The 16,641-nt window shown below is 64.1% G+C and carries 15 protein-coding genes; 7 read left to right on the top strand and 8 right to left on the bottom strand.

Features of this window, described 5'->3' with window-relative positions:
- Positions 1-32 precede the first annotated feature (32 nt).
- Positions 33-2,213 (top strand): DNA helicase II, encoded by a 2,181-nt coding sequence (uvrD, locus tag ACNFIA_RS03845; RefSeq protein ID WP_416782951.1) that lies wholly within the window; start codon positions 33-35, stop codon positions 2,211-2,213.
- A 165-nt stretch (positions 2,214-2,378) separates the two neighbouring features.
- On the opposite strand, the gene ACNFIA_RS03840 is transcribed toward uvrD, so the two are convergent.
- Positions 2,379-4,271 carry a sulfatase gene (locus ACNFIA_RS03840; RefSeq protein WP_416782949.1) on the bottom strand — a complete coding sequence of 631 codons (1,893 nt, stop codon included), beginning with the start codon at positions 4,269-4,271 and terminating at the stop codon, positions 2,379-2,381.
- An 18-nt stretch (positions 4,272-4,289) separates the two neighbouring features.
- Between ACNFIA_RS03840 and ACNFIA_RS03835 the strand changes: the two genes are divergently transcribed.
- Positions 4,290-5,081 (top strand): 2OG-Fe(II) oxygenase, encoded by a 792-nt coding sequence (locus tag ACNFIA_RS03835; protein ID WP_259758188.1) that lies wholly within the window; start codon positions 4,290-4,292, stop codon positions 5,079-5,081.
- A 6-nt stretch (positions 5,082-5,087) separates the two neighbouring features.
- Here the strand turns inward: ACNFIA_RS03835 and ACNFIA_RS03830 are convergent, their stop codons facing one another.
- From ACNFIA_RS03830 to ACNFIA_RS03815, 4 genes are read right to left on the bottom strand one after another with little or no spacing between them, the layout of a single operon-like run.
- A complete protein-coding gene (locus ACNFIA_RS03830; protein ID WP_416782948.1) occupies positions 5,088-6,245 on the bottom strand; it encodes an acyltransferase family protein in 1,158 nt (385 codons plus the stop codon).
- A gap of 3 nt (positions 6,246-6,248) precedes the next feature.
- Positions 6,249-8,072: a class I SAM-dependent methyltransferase gene (locus tag ACNFIA_RS03825; RefSeq protein ID WP_416782946.1), complete on the bottom strand. Its 1,824-nt coding sequence runs from the start codon at positions 8,070-8,072 to the stop codon at positions 6,249-6,251.
- Positions 8,069-8,992, bottom strand: coding sequence for a glycosyltransferase (locus ACNFIA_RS03820; protein WP_259758191.1), 924 nt, complete (start codon positions 8,990-8,992; stop codon positions 8,069-8,071). The genes ACNFIA_RS03825 and ACNFIA_RS03820 overlap by 4 nt, the downstream gene beginning before the upstream one ends.
- A gap of 15 nt (positions 8,993-9,007) precedes the next feature.
- Positions 9,008-9,745 carry a sulfotransferase gene (locus tag ACNFIA_RS03815; protein WP_416782944.1) on the bottom strand — a complete coding sequence of 246 codons (738 nt, stop codon included), beginning with the start codon at positions 9,743-9,745 and terminating at the stop codon, positions 9,008-9,010.
- Positions 9,746-9,866: 121 nt separating this feature from the next.
- Between ACNFIA_RS03815 and ACNFIA_RS03810 the strand changes: the two genes are divergently transcribed.
- Positions 9,867-10,622 (top strand): ABC transporter permease, encoded by a 756-nt coding sequence (locus ACNFIA_RS03810; RefSeq protein ID WP_259758193.1) that lies wholly within the window; start codon positions 9,867-9,869, stop codon positions 10,620-10,622.
- Between the two features lie 8 nt (positions 10,623-10,630).
- Positions 10,631-11,401, top strand: coding sequence for an ABC transporter ATP-binding protein (locus tag ACNFIA_RS03805; protein ID WP_416782943.1), 771 nt, complete (start codon positions 10,631-10,633; stop codon positions 11,399-11,401).
- 11 nt (positions 11,402-11,412) lie between these two features.
- Here the strand turns inward: ACNFIA_RS03805 and ACNFIA_RS03800 are convergent, their stop codons facing one another.
- Positions 11,413-13,170: a cation:proton antiporter gene (locus ACNFIA_RS03800; protein ID WP_416782941.1), complete on the bottom strand. Its 1,758-nt coding sequence runs from the start codon at positions 13,168-13,170 to the stop codon at positions 11,413-11,415.
- A 258-nt stretch (positions 13,171-13,428) separates the two neighbouring features.
- Here ACNFIA_RS03800 and ACNFIA_RS03795 point away from each other — a divergent pair, with 258 nt between their 5' ends.
- From ACNFIA_RS03795 to ACNFIA_RS03785, 3 genes are all read left to right on the top strand, one after another.
- Positions 13,429-14,313 (top strand): Tim44 domain-containing protein, encoded by an 885-nt coding sequence (locus ACNFIA_RS03795; RefSeq protein WP_416782940.1) that lies wholly within the window; start codon positions 13,429-13,431, stop codon positions 14,311-14,313.
- A gap of 191 nt (positions 14,314-14,504) precedes the next feature.
- The gene (locus ACNFIA_RS03790; protein ID WP_184595010.1) at positions 14,505-14,906 is read left to right on the top strand and encodes an SMI1/KNR4 family protein; all 402 of its coding nucleotides are present in this window, start codon (positions 14,505-14,507) and stop codon (positions 14,904-14,906) included.
- A gap of 103 nt (positions 14,907-15,009) precedes the next feature.
- Positions 15,010-15,222 carry a YgdI/YgdR family lipoprotein gene (locus ACNFIA_RS03785; protein WP_017521498.1) on the top strand — a complete coding sequence of 71 codons (213 nt, stop codon included), beginning with the start codon at positions 15,010-15,012 and terminating at the stop codon, positions 15,220-15,222.
- Positions 15,223-15,250: 28 nt separating this feature from the next.
- On the opposite strand, the gene lepB is transcribed toward ACNFIA_RS03785, so the two are convergent.
- Both lepB and ACNFIA_RS03775 read right to left on the bottom strand, forming a co-directional pair.
- Complete coding sequence (lepB, locus tag ACNFIA_RS03780; protein WP_416782938.1) at positions 15,251-15,814, bottom strand: signal peptidase I; 564 nt, start codon at positions 15,812-15,814, stop codon at positions 15,251-15,253.
- Positions 15,815-15,933: 119 nt separating this feature from the next.
- The gene (locus ACNFIA_RS03775) at positions 15,934-16,599 is read right to left on the bottom strand and encodes a GntR family transcriptional regulator (protein WP_416782937.1); all 666 of its coding nucleotides are present in this window, start codon (positions 16,597-16,599) and stop codon (positions 15,934-15,936) included.
- Between the last annotated feature and the right edge of the window lie 42 nt (positions 16,600-16,641).

The following is a 16,641-nucleotide window of genomic DNA, read 5'->3' as shown; positions in this document are numbered from 1 at the left end:
GGGAAAACCGCCCGTCGGTAGAATGCCACCCCATGAACGATGACATCTCCTACCTGCTCAACTCCCTCAATGACCCGCAGCGCCAGGCCGTGGCCGCGCCGCTGGGGCGCCAGCGCGTGCTCGCCGGCGCCGGGTCCGGCAAGACCCGCGTGCTGGTGCACCGTATCGCCTGGCTGATCCAGGTCGAGAACGCCTCGCCCCACAGCATCCTGGCCGTGACCTTCACCAACAAGGCCGCCGCCGAGATGCGCGCGCGGATCGAGCAGCTGCTGGGCATCAACCCGGCCGGCATGTGGGTCGGCACCTTCCACGGCCTGGCGCACCGCCTGCTGCGCGCGCACTGGCAGGAAGCCGGGTTGCCGGAGAACTTCCAGATCCTCGACAGCGACGACCAGCTGCGCCTGGTCAAGCGTGTCGTGCGCGAGCTGGGCCTCGACGAGCAGCGCTGGCCGCCGCGCCAGGCGCAGTGGTTCATCAACGGCCAGAAGGACGAGGGCAACCGCCCGCAGAACATCCAGGCCGGCGGCGACCTCTACCTCTCGACCATGGTCAGCGTCTACCAGGCCTACGAAGAAGCCTGCGCCCGCGCCGGCGTGGTGGACTTCGCCGAGCTGCTGCTGCGCTCGCTGGACCTCTGGCGCGACCGCCCCAGCCTGCTGGAGCACTACCAGCGGCGCTTCCGCCACATCCTGGTGGACGAGTTCCAGGACACCAACGCCGTGCAGTACGCCTGGCTGCGCTTCCTCGGCAAGGGCGGCGAGAGCCTGATGGTGGTGGGCGACGACGACCAGTCGATCTACGGCTGGCGCGGCGCGAAGATCGAGAACATCCAGCAGTTCGGCGACGACTTCGCCGGCACCGAGGACATCCGCCTGGAGCAGAACTACCGCTCCACCGCCACCATCCTCAAGGCCGCCAACGCGCTGATCGCCAACAACAGCGGGCGCCTGGGCAAGGAGCTGTGGACCGACGGCGTCGACGGCGACCCGATCACCCTGTATGCGGGCTTCAACGAGCACGACGAGGCGCGCTACATCGTCGAGACCATCGAGGACGCCCTGCGCAAGGACGGCTTGAAGCGCAGCGAAATCGCCATTCTCTATCGCTCCAACGCCCAGTCCCGCGTGCTGGAAGAAGCGTTGCTGCGCGAGAAGATCCCCTACCGCATCTACGGCGGCCAGCGCTTCTTCGAGCGCGCCGAGATCAAGAACGCCCTCGCCTACCTGCGCCTGATCCGCCTGCGCGACGACGACGCCGCGCTGGAGCGGGTGATCAACGTGCCGCCGCGCGGCATCGGCGAGAAGACCGTCGAGGCGATCCGCAACGCCGCGCGCCACAACGGCACCTCGATGTGGCGCGCGATCAACGACGTGATCGCCGCCAAGGCCGTGGCCGGCCGCGCCGCCAGCGCGCTGAACGGCTTCCTGGAGACCGTCGACCTGCTGGCGGTGAAGGTCGAGGGCCTGCCGCTGCACCAGATGACCCAGATCGTCATCGAGCAGTCCGGCCTGATCACCTACCACAAGGAAGAAAAGGGCGAGAAAGGTCAGGCCCGGGTGGAAAACCTGGAAGAACTGGTCAGCGCCGCCCGCGCCTTCGAGAATCCAGACGACGAGGACACCCCGCCGCTGGTGGCCTTCCTCGACCACACCGCGCTGGAGTCCGGCGACACCCAGGCCGACGCCTTCGAGGACAGCGTGCAGCTGATGACGCTGCACAGCGCCAAGGGCCTGGAATTCCCGCTGGTGTTCCTCGCCGGCATGGAGGAAGGCCTGTTCCCGCACAAGATGAGCCTGGAAGAACCCGGCCGCCTGGAAGAGGAACGCCGCCTGGCGTATGTCGGCATCACCCGCGCCATGCAGCGCCTGGTCATGACCTACGCGGAGACCCGCCGCCTGTACGGCAGCGAGACCTACAACAAGGTGTCGCGCTTCGTCCGCGAAATCCCCCCGAGCCTGATCCAGGAAGTGCGCCTGTCCAACTCGGTGAGCCGCCCGCTGTCGGGCAACCAGCGCAGCGGCAACCTGTTCAGCGGCGCCAGCGTCCCGGAAACCCCCTTCAGCCTCGGCCAGTCCGTCCGCCACCCGCTGTTCGGCGACGGTGTCATCCTCAACTTCGAAGGCTCCGGCGCCCAGGCACGGGTGCAGGTGAACTTCGACAGCGAGGGCAGCAAGTGGCTGATGATGGGGTATGCCAAGCTGGAAGCGATCTGACCCGCCAGGGCAGGTTCTGCTCTTCGTAGGAGCGAGCTTGCTCGCGAACCAGCCCCGCTGCGGAGGTTGTTCGCGAGCAAGCTCGCTCCTGCATGCCATTTTCAGCCGCTCGGCCGGCCGATTCCGCGATGCTCACAGGGCTTAATCGGCCCGAGAGAGGTGCGATCATCGGCCAGGGCAGACAGCTTGGTCCATATCGCCAAGGGCGTAGCCATCCTGTTGCGGCATCAGGAATTTGCCGACCAGCAACGGGCGGCCAATCCTTCCGGCATAGCGATCCTTCCCGGAGGGCGATGCGCCGATATACGTCGGTTGCGCCATCGCTTCGACCGTCGCAACACGGGGCATGGGTTGATCTGCGGTCAGCGCAGCCTTGCCATTGACGTAGACCACCAGCTGTCCTTCCTCCTTGCCCGGAAACGGGTAGGTCGAGACCGGTTTGATGTTGAAGGCGGTGACCACGGCGTTGCAGCCTTCCCGCCAGTGCACCGGCTCACCCTCGAAACGACTACCGCCGCGAGTCACCACCAGGCGGCCCCGCTCCAGAGCCAGGGTCCACAGGCCAGGCTGCTGGACCAGTACCTGGCGCCCCATGCCGACACTGCGGATTGCCCCCAGCCCAAGGCTGTAGCCGCCAAACACAGGGGAGCGCTGGTAGTCGCGACCGCTCAGGTAGGCAGATGTCGTGCCCTTGGCAGGATGCCATTGCAGGGGAATTGGCCGTGCATGCAGCTCCCAGCGGCGAATCAGGCTGGACGCCTCCTCCTTGCTGAAGGGTGTGAGCGCCGACAGGACGGTTTTCGCTCCGACCACAGGACCGGATACCGGACGACTCTCCAACTGCGAGAAAAGGTTGCGATAGAACAACCCGCGACCAGGAATATGCCCACCGTAAGTCATGCCCCATTTCATCAAATCGGCCGCCCAGTAAAGCTCGTCAACCTTGGGCAACGGCTTGCCGGATGCCAACTGCGGGGATAGATCGCGACCAGTCAGGCCTGCCGGCGGCTTGCCGCCGACCATTCCGATCAGCGTCGGATAAAGATCGGTGATGCGCGAAATGCCGACCACATCGCGATTATTGGCATGCCCTGGCCAAACCATCATCAGCGGGGCGCGTACACCGCCTTCGAAGTAGGTCGCCTTGGTGCCGGTCAGCGGGTAGTTGCTGTCGCGCGCAATGTTCGGGCTGCCGTTATCACTGGTGAAGACGATCAGTGTGTTGTCCAGCTGGCCGCTGGCCTCGAGCGCGTCGAGTAGTCGGGCAACATTGTGGTCGAGCTGCTTGAGGACTGCGAGGTAACGCCCTGCCTCGGTATCAGGGAATTGCTGGCGATAGGTTTGCGACGGCTCGAAAGGATGGTGCGGCGATAGCAGCCAGAGATTGATGAACCAGGGCTTTCCCGCCACTCGCCCCTGATCGATCAGCGAAATGGCCCGGTCGGTCAGCAGATCGTCCAGATGCCCCTTGTACTGGATCGGCGGGCCATCGTCGCGCTCCAGCCAGGGGTCGTTGAAGGTGGGCTTGCGACGGATCAGTTGCCCCTGGACATCCGGTCCCTGGAGTACGAAGTGGTTGAGCATGCCGAACCAGTCGTCGAAACCCTGGTGGTTAGGACGGATCTGCAGATACTCCAGTCCCTCGCCAACGTGCCATTTTCCCAGGTGATGAGTGCTGTAGCCCAACTCCCTCAACGACTTGGGCAAGGTTTCCAGATCGGGCGAAAGCCCCAGGCCGTCGGGCTCGAAACCAATACTGACCGGATCGCGGCCGGTCATCAGCGCTGCGCGGCTGACCGAACAGGTGCTGTCGGTATAGTGCTGTCGAAAACGCAGCGACTGGCGGCTCAGTTGGTCGAGGGTTGGCGTCGGCGCCTGCCCATCGCCCCAGGAGGCGATATCGTTGTTGCCCAGGTCATCGGCAAGGATGAACAGGATGTTGGGTCTCGTGGTTTGATCCTGAGCATTGCTCACAGGAACCACGGCAAGCAGAATCAGCCAGGCAATGGCTAGTCGGGTCGTGAGCGCAGCTGCCGCTCGCGTGGAAAAGAACAACATTCAGTGAATTCCCGAAAAATGCTTAAGAATCTTTTCACCCCAAAGAGCAGCGGCGATGCCAGCGCTCCGTCCCATGGACTACTGCTGGACTATCCTGCCCTGATGGCAAAGGCGGCCGAACAGGCACCGCACTATGCCGGCAATGCCCCATTCCCGCATATCGTCATCGACAATTTTCTGCCTTCTGCGACCTTTGCCCGGCTCCTGCAGGAATATCCACACGATCAGAGCGATCCCCTGTGGAACAATGCGACCCATACCGACAAGGCCAGCGGCGAGTATGTGCAGAAGGACAAGCGCAACATCCGCGACCCTCTGCGCATGCCGCCGACCTATCGCCAATTGTTCTGGGAGCTCAACTCCCACGCATTCCTCGACTACCTGGCACAACTGACCGGCATCCCCAACCTGATCCCCGACCCCAACCTGCGTGGCGCGGGAATCCACCAGATTTCCCGCGGCGGCTTCCTCAAGGTGCATACCGACTTCGCTACTCATCGCGACTTCGGGCTGGACCGTCGGATCAACGTGCTGATCTACCTCAACGAGGCGTGGCCCGAGAGCTATGGCGGCCACCTCGAACTGTGGGATCCGGAAATGGCCGGGCCGCCCCGCCGCGTGCTGCCGATCGCCAACCGTTGCGTGGTGTTCAGCACCACCGCCAGCTCGTTCCACGGACACCCGCATCCCCTCACCTGCCCGGATGGCGTCTACCGCCGCTCCCTGGCGCTGTACTACTACACCAACGGCCGTCCCGAAGGCGAGGCGCAACCCGGCTTTGCCACCCACTGGCGCGACGTCCCGACCTGACCTTACTCAGGCGTCGGCGGCACGGCGCGCCCAGGGGGCCCGCCCGGAGTAGGTCGCCAGGTGCGATTTCAGGCGCAGGAAGGGTATTTCCAGCAGTCGATAACTTAACCACGCCAGCGTCCAGGAAAGCACCAGACTGAACGCGATGCGCAGCAGGTAGGCATCGAGGTTGCTATCCAGCGTCATACCGGACGCCTTCAACGGATAGATACAGTAGAACTGTACCGGGACATGAATCAGGTAGAGCGAGTAGGAGATCCGGCCGAAGTGATCCAGCAGCGGATTGGCCAGCAGCACCTTGATCCGCCAGCTCAGCGCGAGCAACCCCAGCATTGCCCCGCCCCAGAGCAGCGACTCGAGGTTGTGGTACATCGGCAGCGCCTGCAGGGCATTGCGCTCGCCACTCAGGGAGAACCACACCCACAAGCGCCCCAACCCCAGCAGGCAGCCAGCCAGCAGCATGGCGCAGACCAGTGCCCGCGCACGCAACCACTCGTAACCTCGTCCCAGACTGATACCAGCGCATGCTGCGCCCACGAGAAACGCCCCGGCGCGACCGAACAGCGAGTTCTCCCAGACGTTGGTCGGCGACAGCCAGCCCGGCAAGTGGAACAGCCAGACATGGGCCACGACCCATGCCAGCAGTGCGCCCGCCACCAACCAGCGACCGGCACGGTAGCGCAGCAGCCACATCGCCCAGGGCAGCAGCAGGTAGAACTGGACTTCGGTGCACAGCGACCACCAAGGCACGCTGAACGGGAACGCCTGGAAGCCGATCGGCATGAATAGCAGCGCCTTGAGCGCCGCGACCTTCTGCGTCATGAACCAGGCCAGCAGCACTGCCGCGTAATAGAGCGGCACGATGCGGAAGAAACGTGCGGTGTAGAAGCGTCGGATGCTCACCTGTTGGCCGTCGCGCAGCCCTTGCAGGAAGGGGCGCGATAACAGGAAACCGCTGAGCACGAAGAACAGCGTGACGCCGGTATTGCCGCCGCCGAGTAGGGTTACCCACACCGGGTTATCCACACGCTCGGCGAGGGCGAGGATGCCGAAATAATGAAAGCCCACCACCAGCAAAATCGCCCAGCCGCGCAGCGACTCCAGTTCGGGCAGGTAGCTGGCCGGTTGGCGCAGCCCCGCGCGGACGTCGGTGGCGTCGCTCAAGACTCAGCTGGCCGGCTGCTGTTGCGGCTGGCCCTGGGTCAAGCGCTTGAGCTTGCGGGTGTTCTCCAGGTGCTTGCTGGCATGCACGTAGAAGGAGCGCAGGCCTGCGCCCTCGTCCGCCTTGGCATCCTCGAACAGCAGCTTGAGCAACGGATGGTCATTGCTGCGATCACCGCCGGGCTTGCGCAGCACGCCCAGGCCGAAGCCGTGGTTGAACGTGAAGGTCTCATGCTGGCCGCGGGTTTCGTCCCAGAATTTCCACGCCCCGAAATCTTGCAGGCGAGCCATGACGTCATGGAACAGGATGATGCCGCCCGGCTTCACCTTCGGATACCAGTTGGCAAAGTCGGCGCTCACCGCCTCGTAGGTATGGAAGCCGTCGATGTGCAGCAACTCGATGCTGTCATCGTCGAAGTGCTTGAGCGCATCCTCGAAGAACATCCGCATCAGGTAGGAGAAGCCGTGGTAGTGCTGGCGATTGTGGTTGTTCACCGCGTTGAATACCGACTCGTCATATTTGTCGGTGTGCGCGTCGCCCTCGAAGGTGTCCACCGCGTAGCAGACGCCATCGATATCGTTCTCCTTCATTGCCTGGCAGAAAGTGAAGTAGGACAGTCCCTTATGCGTGCCCAACTCGACCAGCAACTTAGGACGTAACGCGGTGACCAGGTCGTAGCCGAACGGCAGGTGGTCGACCCAGGTGCTGAAGACCATGTGCAGCGGCTCGAAATGCTTGATCGACGGAGGCATGTAGAGGGTCTTCATGATCTGGGCTTCTCCGGAAACGAAAGGTCGGGGAGCGATGATTCGCACCGGCGTCTGCACTGGCGCGAGGCGGAATTCAGGTTTGAGTGCCTGGTCGGCAAAGGGGTCTTCCTGGCGCCCGGCGCAGCGTTTTACGCGGTCCATGCCTCGTTGCACGGAGCGCTCGAGGTAACGCAGGCTGGGCGCTTTGGCCTGGCCGAGCAGGATGGGTTCCACCGTCGGGGAGCGGAAGGGCTCGCCGAGCAGTTCGCAGAGCTGGTCGCTCTGACGCTTGAGCAACTCTTCGCGACCTTCCACCTCGGACGTCGTGACACCTCCGTGCAATTGATGGAAGGACCCCTCACCTATCAGCATCACGGATTGGGTGCTCGGATGCATCGCCGCCTTGCGATACAGATACAGGTTCAGTGCGCCGCCGCCGGGCATGTCGAATCGCTCGTCGGCGCGGCCGATATCGCGGAACACCTGCGCATTGATGAACAGGCAGTTGCTTTCCATGAACGGATGGAAATAGCCGTTCGGGTTGGCGCCGCTCCAGCAGGAAATGTCGAACAGCCGGTAACCACTGGACGGGTGCGGCCAACCCACGTCGGCAAGCAACTGCTGCTCGGCCTCTTCGGAATAGCAGTGGGTCAGGTGAAACTGCTGCTCGTTTTCACCCAGGTGATAGCCGGGCACCACCACCATGGCGTCCGGTGTCATGCGGAAGGCCATCAGCGCGTACTTCACCACGCCCGGCGTGACCAGCCGCGCGCCATCGATCATCAGGCCGATAAAGCGACCGCGGGCGCGGGCGAAGCCGAAATTGATCGCGGGGGCCGGGGATACGCCCTCCTCGTCTCGCAGGTAGTAGCGGAAGTTGCCGGGCAAGCGGGCAATGGCCTCTGCATCCATGTTCCGCTGCGAGCGATTCTCCACCACGATGACTTCGTAGTCGTCAGCATCGACGCCCTGCTGGTAGTCCGGCGCCAGGCTGACCAGCGTATTGAGAGCCTGGCGCGGCATGTCGTAGGCGATAACGATGATGGACAGCAGCGGGCGCTTTTCGTGAATTGCGCTCATACAGCTTGCACCCGGCTCAGCGAATGGTTGAGGAAGCGGAAGATGTGCGGATGCGCGGTACCCAGCAGGATAGGTCGCACGCTGGGCGGGTTGCGGTTCTCCCCGCGGATCTGCTTGTCCTGTTCATCGAGCAGCTTGTACACCCGCTCGCGCTCTTCTCGCAGCGTGCCGGTGGTCACGCCACCGTGGAACTGATGGAACGACCCCTCGCTATAGAGCAGGTAGAACGGCGTGTTGGGGTATTCCAGCAAGCGCTTGTAGAGGTCCAGATTGGCGTTGCCTCCACCAAAATCGTTGTAGCGTGGGTTGACCCCGCCCAGCGCCTTCCACTTGCGCATCGACATGCCGATGAAATTGCTTTCGTAATTGGCCTGGAAGAATCCGCCCTGGCAGGAGCCACTGAGCACCGCGATATCGAACAGGCGGTAACCGTTACTTGGCCACTCGATGCTTTGCAACAGCACCTGCTCGGCGTCTTCGTTGTAGCCCTCGTTCACGGCCACCTGCTGCAGCTTATGGCCGATGTGATAGCCCGGCACCGAGACCGCTGCCTCCGGATCGAGGCGGAAGGCATCCAGGGCGTGGCGCAGAACACCTGGCGAGAGCATGCGCGCGCCGTCGATCATGATCGCGACGTGGCTGCCTCGGGCCTGGGCGGCACCGAAATTGATCGCATGAACCGGCGTACGTTCCTTCTCGTCACGGTGGAAATAACGCACGTTGCCGGCGTGCCGGGTGGCGCGCTCGCGGCCCAGCAGACGGTCGGAATGGTTCTCAACGACTATGACTTCATAGTCGCGCTCGTTCACGCCGTGCTGGTAGGCCGGGCTGAGCGACTGCAGCGTCTTGTCCGCCTGCTCCGGCATCTTGTAGACGATGACGACGATGCTCAGGCGCGGCGCGCGACGAAAGATGGGCATGACTCGACCCCCGGATCAGTCAGCGATGGCTTTGAGAGCCTGGTACATGGCATCCAGCTCTGGCGCGAGTTGCTCGTCGCCGTGCCGGTGATGTTTGAGTTCGGAGCTGAAGAAGCGCTCGGTTGTCGGGGGCTGCAGGCCAAACCGGCGCAGCACGTCGTCAAGCTGCCGGTGCAGGCGGTCCTCGTCCTGATCGAAACAGAGCACCGGAAACTTCACCCGGCCGTGCAGTTCCAGCAATCGACTGTTGTAGGCCTTCCACAAGCCCAGGGCCTGTTCGCGCGGCATGCCGCCACGCGCCTGGAGGGAGTCAGCGACCGCCGACGGGTGGCGGAAGATGCCGACGAAACGCAGCTGCGGAATGAGCTCCTGCCAACCCTCCACGGCCAGGAGTGCGCGCGGGTCCTTGAAGCCCCAGCGCTTCACGCCCTCGTACCCCCTGATGAGCTCACGGGCGGCGGCGTACTCGGCTTGCGTCCACACCGGTGCCTCGCCGGGCGGGTTATCCCACGCATGGCCGCGGGCCGCGAGCAGCTCGTCGTGGAACGCGACGATATCGCCGTTCTCCCGATTGCCCTTGAGGTTGTGTGGGTTCCAGGTGCTGTGTTTGCCCAGCTCCAGTCCGGCTTCCTGAAGGGAGCCGGTGAGGAAACTCGTGCCGCTGCGGTGCATGCCGACCACCATGAGGACGAGGTCATCAGCAGGCTGGGGGGCTTTGCGGGAGGATCCGAACAAGACATCAAATAGGCGCATACCAGCTCTTTTTCTTATGTTTGGGCGATGATCCGCACAGATTGCGCCGCAATCGGCACGCAGGCTTGCTGCCACGCATTGTGTTTAAATACCCCACCCTTTTCAATCCAACAAGAACGACATGAAGCACAGGGACATCATTCTTTACGGCGTCTACAGCGACCTGCGCACCGAAGTGGCGCGGCGTTTCCTCGGATTCCTCTGGTGGATTCTCGAGCCCGTGATGTACATGGGCGCGTTCTATATCGTCTTCGGCCTGGCACTGGGCCACAGCCGACCCGGCTATGTGCCGCTGCTGCTCAGCGGCATGGTCGCCTGGAAGTGGTTCGATGGCTCGGTACGCCAGGCCAGCAACGCCATCCAGGCGAACGCCGGGCTAATCCAGCAGATCCACGTCCCCAAGTACGTGTTCGCGCTGATCCCGGTGCTGAGCAACACCTTCAAGTTCCTGATCATCCTGACGCTGCTGATCCTGTCGCTGCTGATCGCCGGCTACCGCCCATCCCTGGAGTGGCTGGCGCTTCCCGTGCTTATCCTCAATCAGTTGTTGTTCATCATCGGCTTTGGCTTCCTGCTCGCTGCAGTGCTGCCGTTCGTACCTGACCTGCGCCAGGTGGTGGATAACTTTTTGATGCTGATGATGTTCATGTCCGGCGTCTTCTTCAGCATCCACGAGATTCCCGCGTCCATGGCGCCGCTGCTCAACCTCAATCCGATGACGGTGATGATCACGGCGTTCCGCGACGTGCTGCTGCACAACCAGTGGCCGGCCTGGGGCGAGCAGCTCTACGTGCTCTCGGTCGCGGTCCCGTTCCTGCTCGCGGCGCTGTGGATCATGCACCGCAACGAGCGCAAATACCCCAAGCTGCTGTTCTGAGGTGATGCATGTCGGGTGACCTGATTCTCCAGGCCGAACACCTCGGCCTGTCCTATCGGCAGCGAGTCGGCATGCTGCGATACGAGTCGTTCTGGGCATTGCAGGACGTCAGCTTCGATCTCTACGAAGGCGAGACCCTCGGCGTGATCGGCAACAACGGGGCGGGGAAGAGCACGTTGCTGCGCATGATCGCCGGCATCGTCGATCCTGATCGTGGCACGCTGCGGCGCAGGAAACTGCTCAATGCGAGCCTGCTGGCGCTGAACGTTGGCTTCAAACCGGAACTGTCCGGGCGCGATAACGTTTTCATCAGCGGCTTGCTGCTGGGCATGAAGCTCGCCAGCATCCGCCGGCAGATGGATGACATCCGCGAGTTCAGCGAACTGGGTGGCTTCTTCGACCGGCCCGTGGGCACCTACTCCACCGGCATGCGCGCTCGGCTTGGCTTCGCCGTGGCCATCCATGCAGACCCGGACATCCTGCTGATCGACGAAGTCCTGGGCGTCGGCGACCAGACCTTCCGCGAGAAATCCCATGCCGCCATGCGCACCAAGATCAAGCAGGGCAAGACCGTGATCCTGGTGTCGCACAGCATGGAGGCCATCCGCGAACTGTGCCATCGGGTACTGTGGATCGAGCGCGGCAAGTCAATCATCTGCAGCGACACTGAAACCGTGATCAACGGCTACCACGAAACCGTTCGCCTCGCGGTGCGTGAAATGCACAAGGCCGAGCGGGAGCGCAAGGCCGCCCAGCGCACGCTCGAAATGCAGGGGTGAAACCGGCGGGCTCAGTGATGCCCGCCGTTCTGCTCGAAGGTCTCGATGAGCGCCACCTGCATCCGCGAGTGCACGCGGATGAACCAGCGCCAGAACACCGCGATCACCAGGGCGGCGATCAGGGCCACCACCACCAGCAGCTCGCCCGGCGGCAGGATGCTCGAACTCAGCGCCGCCAGCAGCAGCATCATGCCGCCCAGCGACAGCAGCGGGATCAGCTCGGAAATTACCCGGCGCACGCGGGCCGTGTGGCGCCCGGCGCTTTCTGCCTTGACGCCCATTTCCGCCAGCAGCATCGCCAGCGCCTTGAGCTTGCGGTAGGCGGCGATCAGGAACGGCAGCGACAGCAGCAGCGCGGCGCCCCAGATCAGGGCCTTGTGCAGGGCTTCCTGTTCGACGAACTGCGCCAGCCACTGGCCGACCTGCCCGGCGAAGAACGCCAGGCCGAAGAAGATCGCGATCACCAGCGTCAGGTTGACCCCGACCTGCAACAGGATGCGGCGGATCATCCCGGCGAGGACCGCCTTGTCGCCGCGCGGCTTGATGCTGCGGAGCCACTCGCCGTACAGGCTGAACACCCGCACCATGGGCGACGGCAGGCTGCGGCCCAGGTACAGCGCCAGCGGGTCGGCCGAGCGGATCAGGTAGGGCGTCAGCAAGGTGGTGATGGCCGAGACGCCGACCACCACCGGGTAGAGGAAGTCGCTGGTCACGCCCAGGCTCATGCCCAGCGCGGCGATGATGAAGGAGAACTCGCCGATCTGCGAAAGCCCCATGCCCACGCGCATCGAGGTGCGCCCGTCATTGCCGGCGATGAAGGCGCCGGCGCCGCACGACACCAGTTTGCCGGCCACCACCACCAGGGTGATCACCAGGATCGGCGCGGCGTAGTCCACCAGCACCTTGGGGTCGATGGTCAGGCCGATGGCGACGAAGAAGATCGCGCTGAACATGTCGCGCACCGGCTCCATCAGGCGCTCGATCTGGATCAGCTGGCGCGACTCGGCCATGATCGCGCCGATCAGGAAGGCGCCCAGGATCATGCTGTACTCCAGCTTCACCACCAGCAGGCAGAAGCCGAAGCACAGGCCGAGCACCGTCACCAGCAGCATCTCGTTGCTCTCGAACTTCGCCACGTAGGCCAGCAGGCGCGGCACCAGCAGGATGCCGACGACCAGTGCGACGACCATGAACAGGCTGAGCTTGCCGACCGTGGAGAACACCTGGTCAGCCTCCACCGTGCCGCTCACGGCGATGCCGGAGAACAGCGCGATGATGCCGATGCCGAGGATGTCCTCGATGATCAGCACGCCGAAGATCAGCTGGGCGAAGCGCTCGTTCTTCATCTTCAGGTCGCCCAGGACCTTGATGATGATGGTGGTGGAGGACATCGCCAGGATCGCGCCGAGGAACAGCGAGTCCATGGTGCTCCAGTCGAACAGGCGGCCGATCTCGAAGCCGGCCCAGATCATCAGGGTGATTTCCAGGAACGCGGCGATGAACGCCGTGGCGCCGACCTGGAACAGCTTGCGCAGGGAGAATTCCAGCCCCAGGCAGAACATCAGGAAGATCACCCCCAGCTCGGCGAGGGTCTTGATCGTTTCCTCGTCGTGCACCAGGGCGAACGGCGGGGTGTGCGGGCCGATGATCACCCCGGCGATGATGTAGCCCAGCACCACCGGCTGCTTGAAGCGGTGGCAGAGGATGGTGACGAAGCCGGCGATCAGCATGATCACCGCGAGGTCCTGGATGAAGTCGATGGCATGCATGGTCGGCGGTCCTCGCGGCGGGATGGTCAGGGGGATCGCGCGGCTGACGGCCTCGCTCAGCGAAGCCTACCATCCGAGACTTCCGACAGGCGGTTCTGAAAGAATCAGTAACAGACTGATTTGGAAAGGGATTCATCCGCCCCCATATCCCGGTTGCGCCCTGACAGGGCAACAGCACGAAACAAAATCCGGCTGGCCCTCCCGGGCACCGGTCGGCAACATGACGTGCGTCGTATACCAACCAAGAGAATGACAACCATGAAGCGCTTTCTCAGCCTTGCCATGGCCTTCTGTGTCGCAGTGACGCTCAGCCTCGATGTCAACGCCGCCAAGCGTTTCGGTGGTGGCAAGAGCATGGGCTCAGCGCCGAGCCACCAGACCCGCCAGGCGCAACCCAGCGCCGCGCCAAACTCCCCCAGCGCTGCCGGCCCGGCCGCGACCGGTGCTGCCGCAGGCGCCGCCGGTGCCGCTGCCAAGAGCGGCGCCTCGCGCTGGCTCGGCCCGCTGGCCGGCCTCGCCGCCGGCGGCCTGCTCGCCTCGATGTTCATGGGCGACGGCTTCCAGGGCATGCAGTTCCTCGACATTCTGATCATCGCGCTGATCGCGTTCATCGCCTTCCGCTTCATCGCCTCCCGTCGTCGCCAGCAGCAGGGCCATCAGCCCGCCATGGCCGGCGGACACGCGCCGATGCAGCGTGAAATGCCCGCCGCCCCGCCGTCGATCTTCGGTGGCGCCTCGCGCCCCGTGATGGACAACCGCCCGGTGATCAACGCGCCGAGCTGGTTCGACGAGACCCGTTTCGTCGGCGCCGCCCGCGAGCACTTCATGTCCCTGCAGCAGCACTGGGATGCCAACGAGATGGACAAGATCGCCGAGTTCGTCACCCCGCAGATGCTGCAGTTCCTCAAGCAGGAGCGCGCCGACCTGGGCGACGGCTACCAGTCCACCTACATCGACAACCTCGACGTGCAGCTCGAAGGCGTGGACGACCAGGCCGAGAAGACTATCGCCACCCTGACCTTCAGCGGCGTGTCGAAGTCCTCGCGCTTCGATCAGGGCGAGCCCTTCAGCGAAAGCTGGCGCATGGAGCGCGCCCAGGGCGAGAACCAGCCCTGGCTGGTGGCGGGCATCCGTCAGAACTGAGCCTGCGCGTGACCGTGAAAAAGCCCGGCGATTGCCGGGCTTTTTCGTTTCAGCGGCCCGCCGCCGCTCTAGCGAGGCATCCCCGCGGGCCCGCCGCTCGTCCGGACAGCACCTGCGTGGTGGTCTTGCGCGGTGAGGCGGCTACTACTGTATAAAGCGCGCCAGTCGTTGAACGTAGAGAGGCCCCGCCTGTGGAAGATGTGATCGAAAAGCTGCGTGAAGTGAACGAGCCGGTACCCGTGCCGCTGGAGCTGCCGGATGAAGAACTGCTGGTGGAGATCGAGGAAGAGCTGCTGATCGGCATTCCGTCGGAATTCCGCGAGTTTCTCCTGCAGGTCAGCGATGTGATCTACGGCCGCCTGGAGCCGGTCACCGTGACCGATCCGCAGTCCCACACCTACCTGCCGGAAGTGGCTGCCGTGGCCTGGGCCAGCGGGCTGCCGCGCGAGCTGATCCCGCTCTGCGCCGATGGTGACGACTACTATGCGGTCGCCGAGGACGGCGAGGTGGTGCTCTGGGCCGACGGCGAACTCACCGAGGAAACCTGGGACTCGGTGTGGACCTGGGCACGCGACGTATGGCTCGATACTTGAGGGGGGGTGTCGGAATTTCCTGAAACTTCCATGGTCACACAGGCAACCCAGCGTACCTCCAGCCCTTGCTGCCCGGGCGGGTACGATGCCCCGTGGAGAAACTATGAAGTTGAAAGCCTTGTTCACCTGCCTGTTGCTGCTCGGCCTCGCCGGATGCGCCGACAAGGCCGTGGTGACGCTGCAGGACGGCAGCGAAATCCTGGTGAAGGATCACTCCGACTACGATAAATACAATGACTATTACGAATTCGAGCAGCTCAACGGCGAAACGATCCTGATCAAGAAGGACAACGTCCGCTTCATCAAGACGCCGTGAAGAGCGCCCGCCGTGGCGCGCCTGGCCCTTAGTGCAACGGGCCGATGCGCCCCGAGTCCCTGGCATACCAGACGTACGCGGCGCGGCCGATCAGGTTCGCCCTGGGCACGTAGCCGAAGTAGCGGCTGTCCTGGGAGTTGTCGCGGTTGTCGCCGAGCATGAAGTACTGGCCCTCGGGGATGACGCGCTCCGGAATCTGGCGTGAGTCCTCGCGCTGGTTCTGCCGCGCATCCAGGTAGGGCTGGGTCACTTCCCGGTCATTCACGAACAGCTTTCCGCCGGTGATCCGCACGCGATCACCGGGGCGGCCGGCTATGCGCTTGATGTAGATCTGCGCCGGGTCGTCCGGCGGGCGGAATACCACCACCTCGCCGTCGGCGGGCTCGCCGAAGGCGTAGGTCGCCGAGTTGACCAGGATGTAGTCGCCCGGCTGCAGGCCGGGCGTCATCGACGACGACTTGATGGAGAAGGTCGAACCGCCCAGCAGCCGCAGGCGCGGGTCCTGGCTCGGCACGCCGAACGGGTTGAGGATGTACAGGCCGACCAGCAGGCAGGCCGCAACGGCCATGGTCCGCCAGAAAGGGGTTTTCACGGGAGCATCTCGGTACAGAAACGGGCCGACGAATCTCGCGCGCCCCTACCGGCATTCCAATCAGACGCATCCGAAGCAAGGATGCGACGTTTCCGAATCCGCCGGTCGATGTTCCGCGGTCAGCGCACGCCCAACCGCCCGCCGCTTTCCAGCTCCAGCAGATTGAGCAGGTACTGGCCGCAGTAGCCCAGGTCCTGCTCGATGGCCTTGCGCGCACCCGCGCCATCGCCACGTTCCAGCGCCTGCAGGGTGTCTTCGTGGAAGTCGTTCAGGCGCAGCGAGAGGTCGGCCTCGGTGAACAGGCGGTTGAAGAACGGCCCGACCTGCAACCAGAGCGCCTCGATCATGCGCAGCAGCGTGGGGTTGCCGCAGGCGCGGTAGAGGGTCAGGTGGAACTGGCTGTTGGCCTCCAGGTAGCCCTGGACGTCCCGCGCCTTCAGGGCGGCTTCCATGCGTTCGGTGCAATCGCGCAGCAGCGCCAGGTCGGCGGGCTTGAGGTGGCGGGCCGCATCCTCCACCGCCAGCCCCTCCAGGGATTGCCGCACCTGCAGAATCTGCAGGTAGCGCTCGCGGGTCATCACCGGCACCCGCAGCGAGCGCTGCGGCTCGCCTTCCAGCGCCCCCTCGGCCACCAGCCGTTGCAGGGCGGCGCGGACGGGCATCGGGCTGGTGCCCCATTCATCGGCCAGGTCGCGGATCTTCAGCCGCTCGCCGGGCTGGAAGCGCCCGCTCAAGAGGGCCTGGCGCAGGTTCTGGTACAGCTGTTCCTGAAGGTTGTCGGCCATCGCGCATTACTCCCGGCCGGCCGGCGGCGCCGGCAGTTGGGC

The sequence above is a fragment of the Pseudomonas sp. NY15437 genome, assembly GCF_048068435.1.
GTDB classification, from domain to species: domain Bacteria; phylum Pseudomonadota; class Gammaproteobacteria; order Pseudomonadales; family Pseudomonadaceae; genus Pseudomonas; species Pseudomonas nitroreducens_B.
The sequence above is the reverse complement of the archived record's forward strand: the minus strand, read 5'-3'. Positions and strand labels throughout refer to the sequence as shown.

Excerpts from the sequence above, each read along its gene's own strand:
- uvrD (WP_416782951.1), top strand. The coding sequence starts at position 33 with ATGAACGATGACATCTCCTACCTGCTCAACTCCCTCAATGACCCGCAG.
- ACNFIA_RS03840 (WP_416782949.1), bottom strand. The coding sequence starts at position 4,271 with ATGTTGTTCTTTTCCACGCGAGCGGCAGCTGCGCTCACGACCCGACTA.
- ACNFIA_RS03835 (WP_259758188.1), top strand. The coding sequence starts at position 4,290 with ATGCTTAAGAATCTTTTCACCCCAAAGAGCAGCGGCGATGCCAGCGCT.
- ACNFIA_RS03825 (WP_416782946.1), bottom strand. The coding sequence starts at position 8,072 with ATGAGCGCAATTCACGAAAAGCGCCCGCTGCTGTCCATCATCGTTATC.
- ACNFIA_RS03820 (WP_259758191.1), bottom strand. The coding sequence starts at position 8,992 with ATGCCCATCTTTCGTCGCGCGCCGCGCCTGAGCATCGTCGTCATCGTC.
- ACNFIA_RS03815 (WP_416782944.1), bottom strand. The coding sequence starts at position 9,745 with ATGCGCCTATTTGATGTCTTGTTCGGATCCTCCCGCAAAGCCCCCCAG.
- ACNFIA_RS03810 (WP_259758193.1), top strand. The coding sequence starts at position 9,867 with ATGAAGCACAGGGACATCATTCTTTACGGCGTCTACAGCGACCTGCGC.
- ACNFIA_RS03805 (WP_416782943.1), top strand. The coding sequence starts at position 10,631 with ATGTCGGGTGACCTGATTCTCCAGGCCGAACACCTCGGCCTGTCCTAT.
- ACNFIA_RS03800 (WP_416782941.1), bottom strand. The coding sequence starts at position 13,170 with ATGCATGCCATCGACTTCATCCAGGACCTCGCGGTGATCATGCTGATC.
- ACNFIA_RS03795 (WP_416782940.1), top strand. The coding sequence starts at position 13,429 with ATGAAGCGCTTTCTCAGCCTTGCCATGGCCTTCTGTGTCGCAGTGACG.
- ACNFIA_RS03785 (WP_017521498.1), top strand. The coding sequence starts at position 15,010 with ATGAAGTTGAAAGCCTTGTTCACCTGCCTGTTGCTGCTCGGCCTCGCC.
- ACNFIA_RS03775 (WP_416782937.1), bottom strand. The coding sequence starts at position 16,599 with ATGGCCGACAACCTTCAGGAACAGCTGTACCAGAACCTGCGCCAGGCC.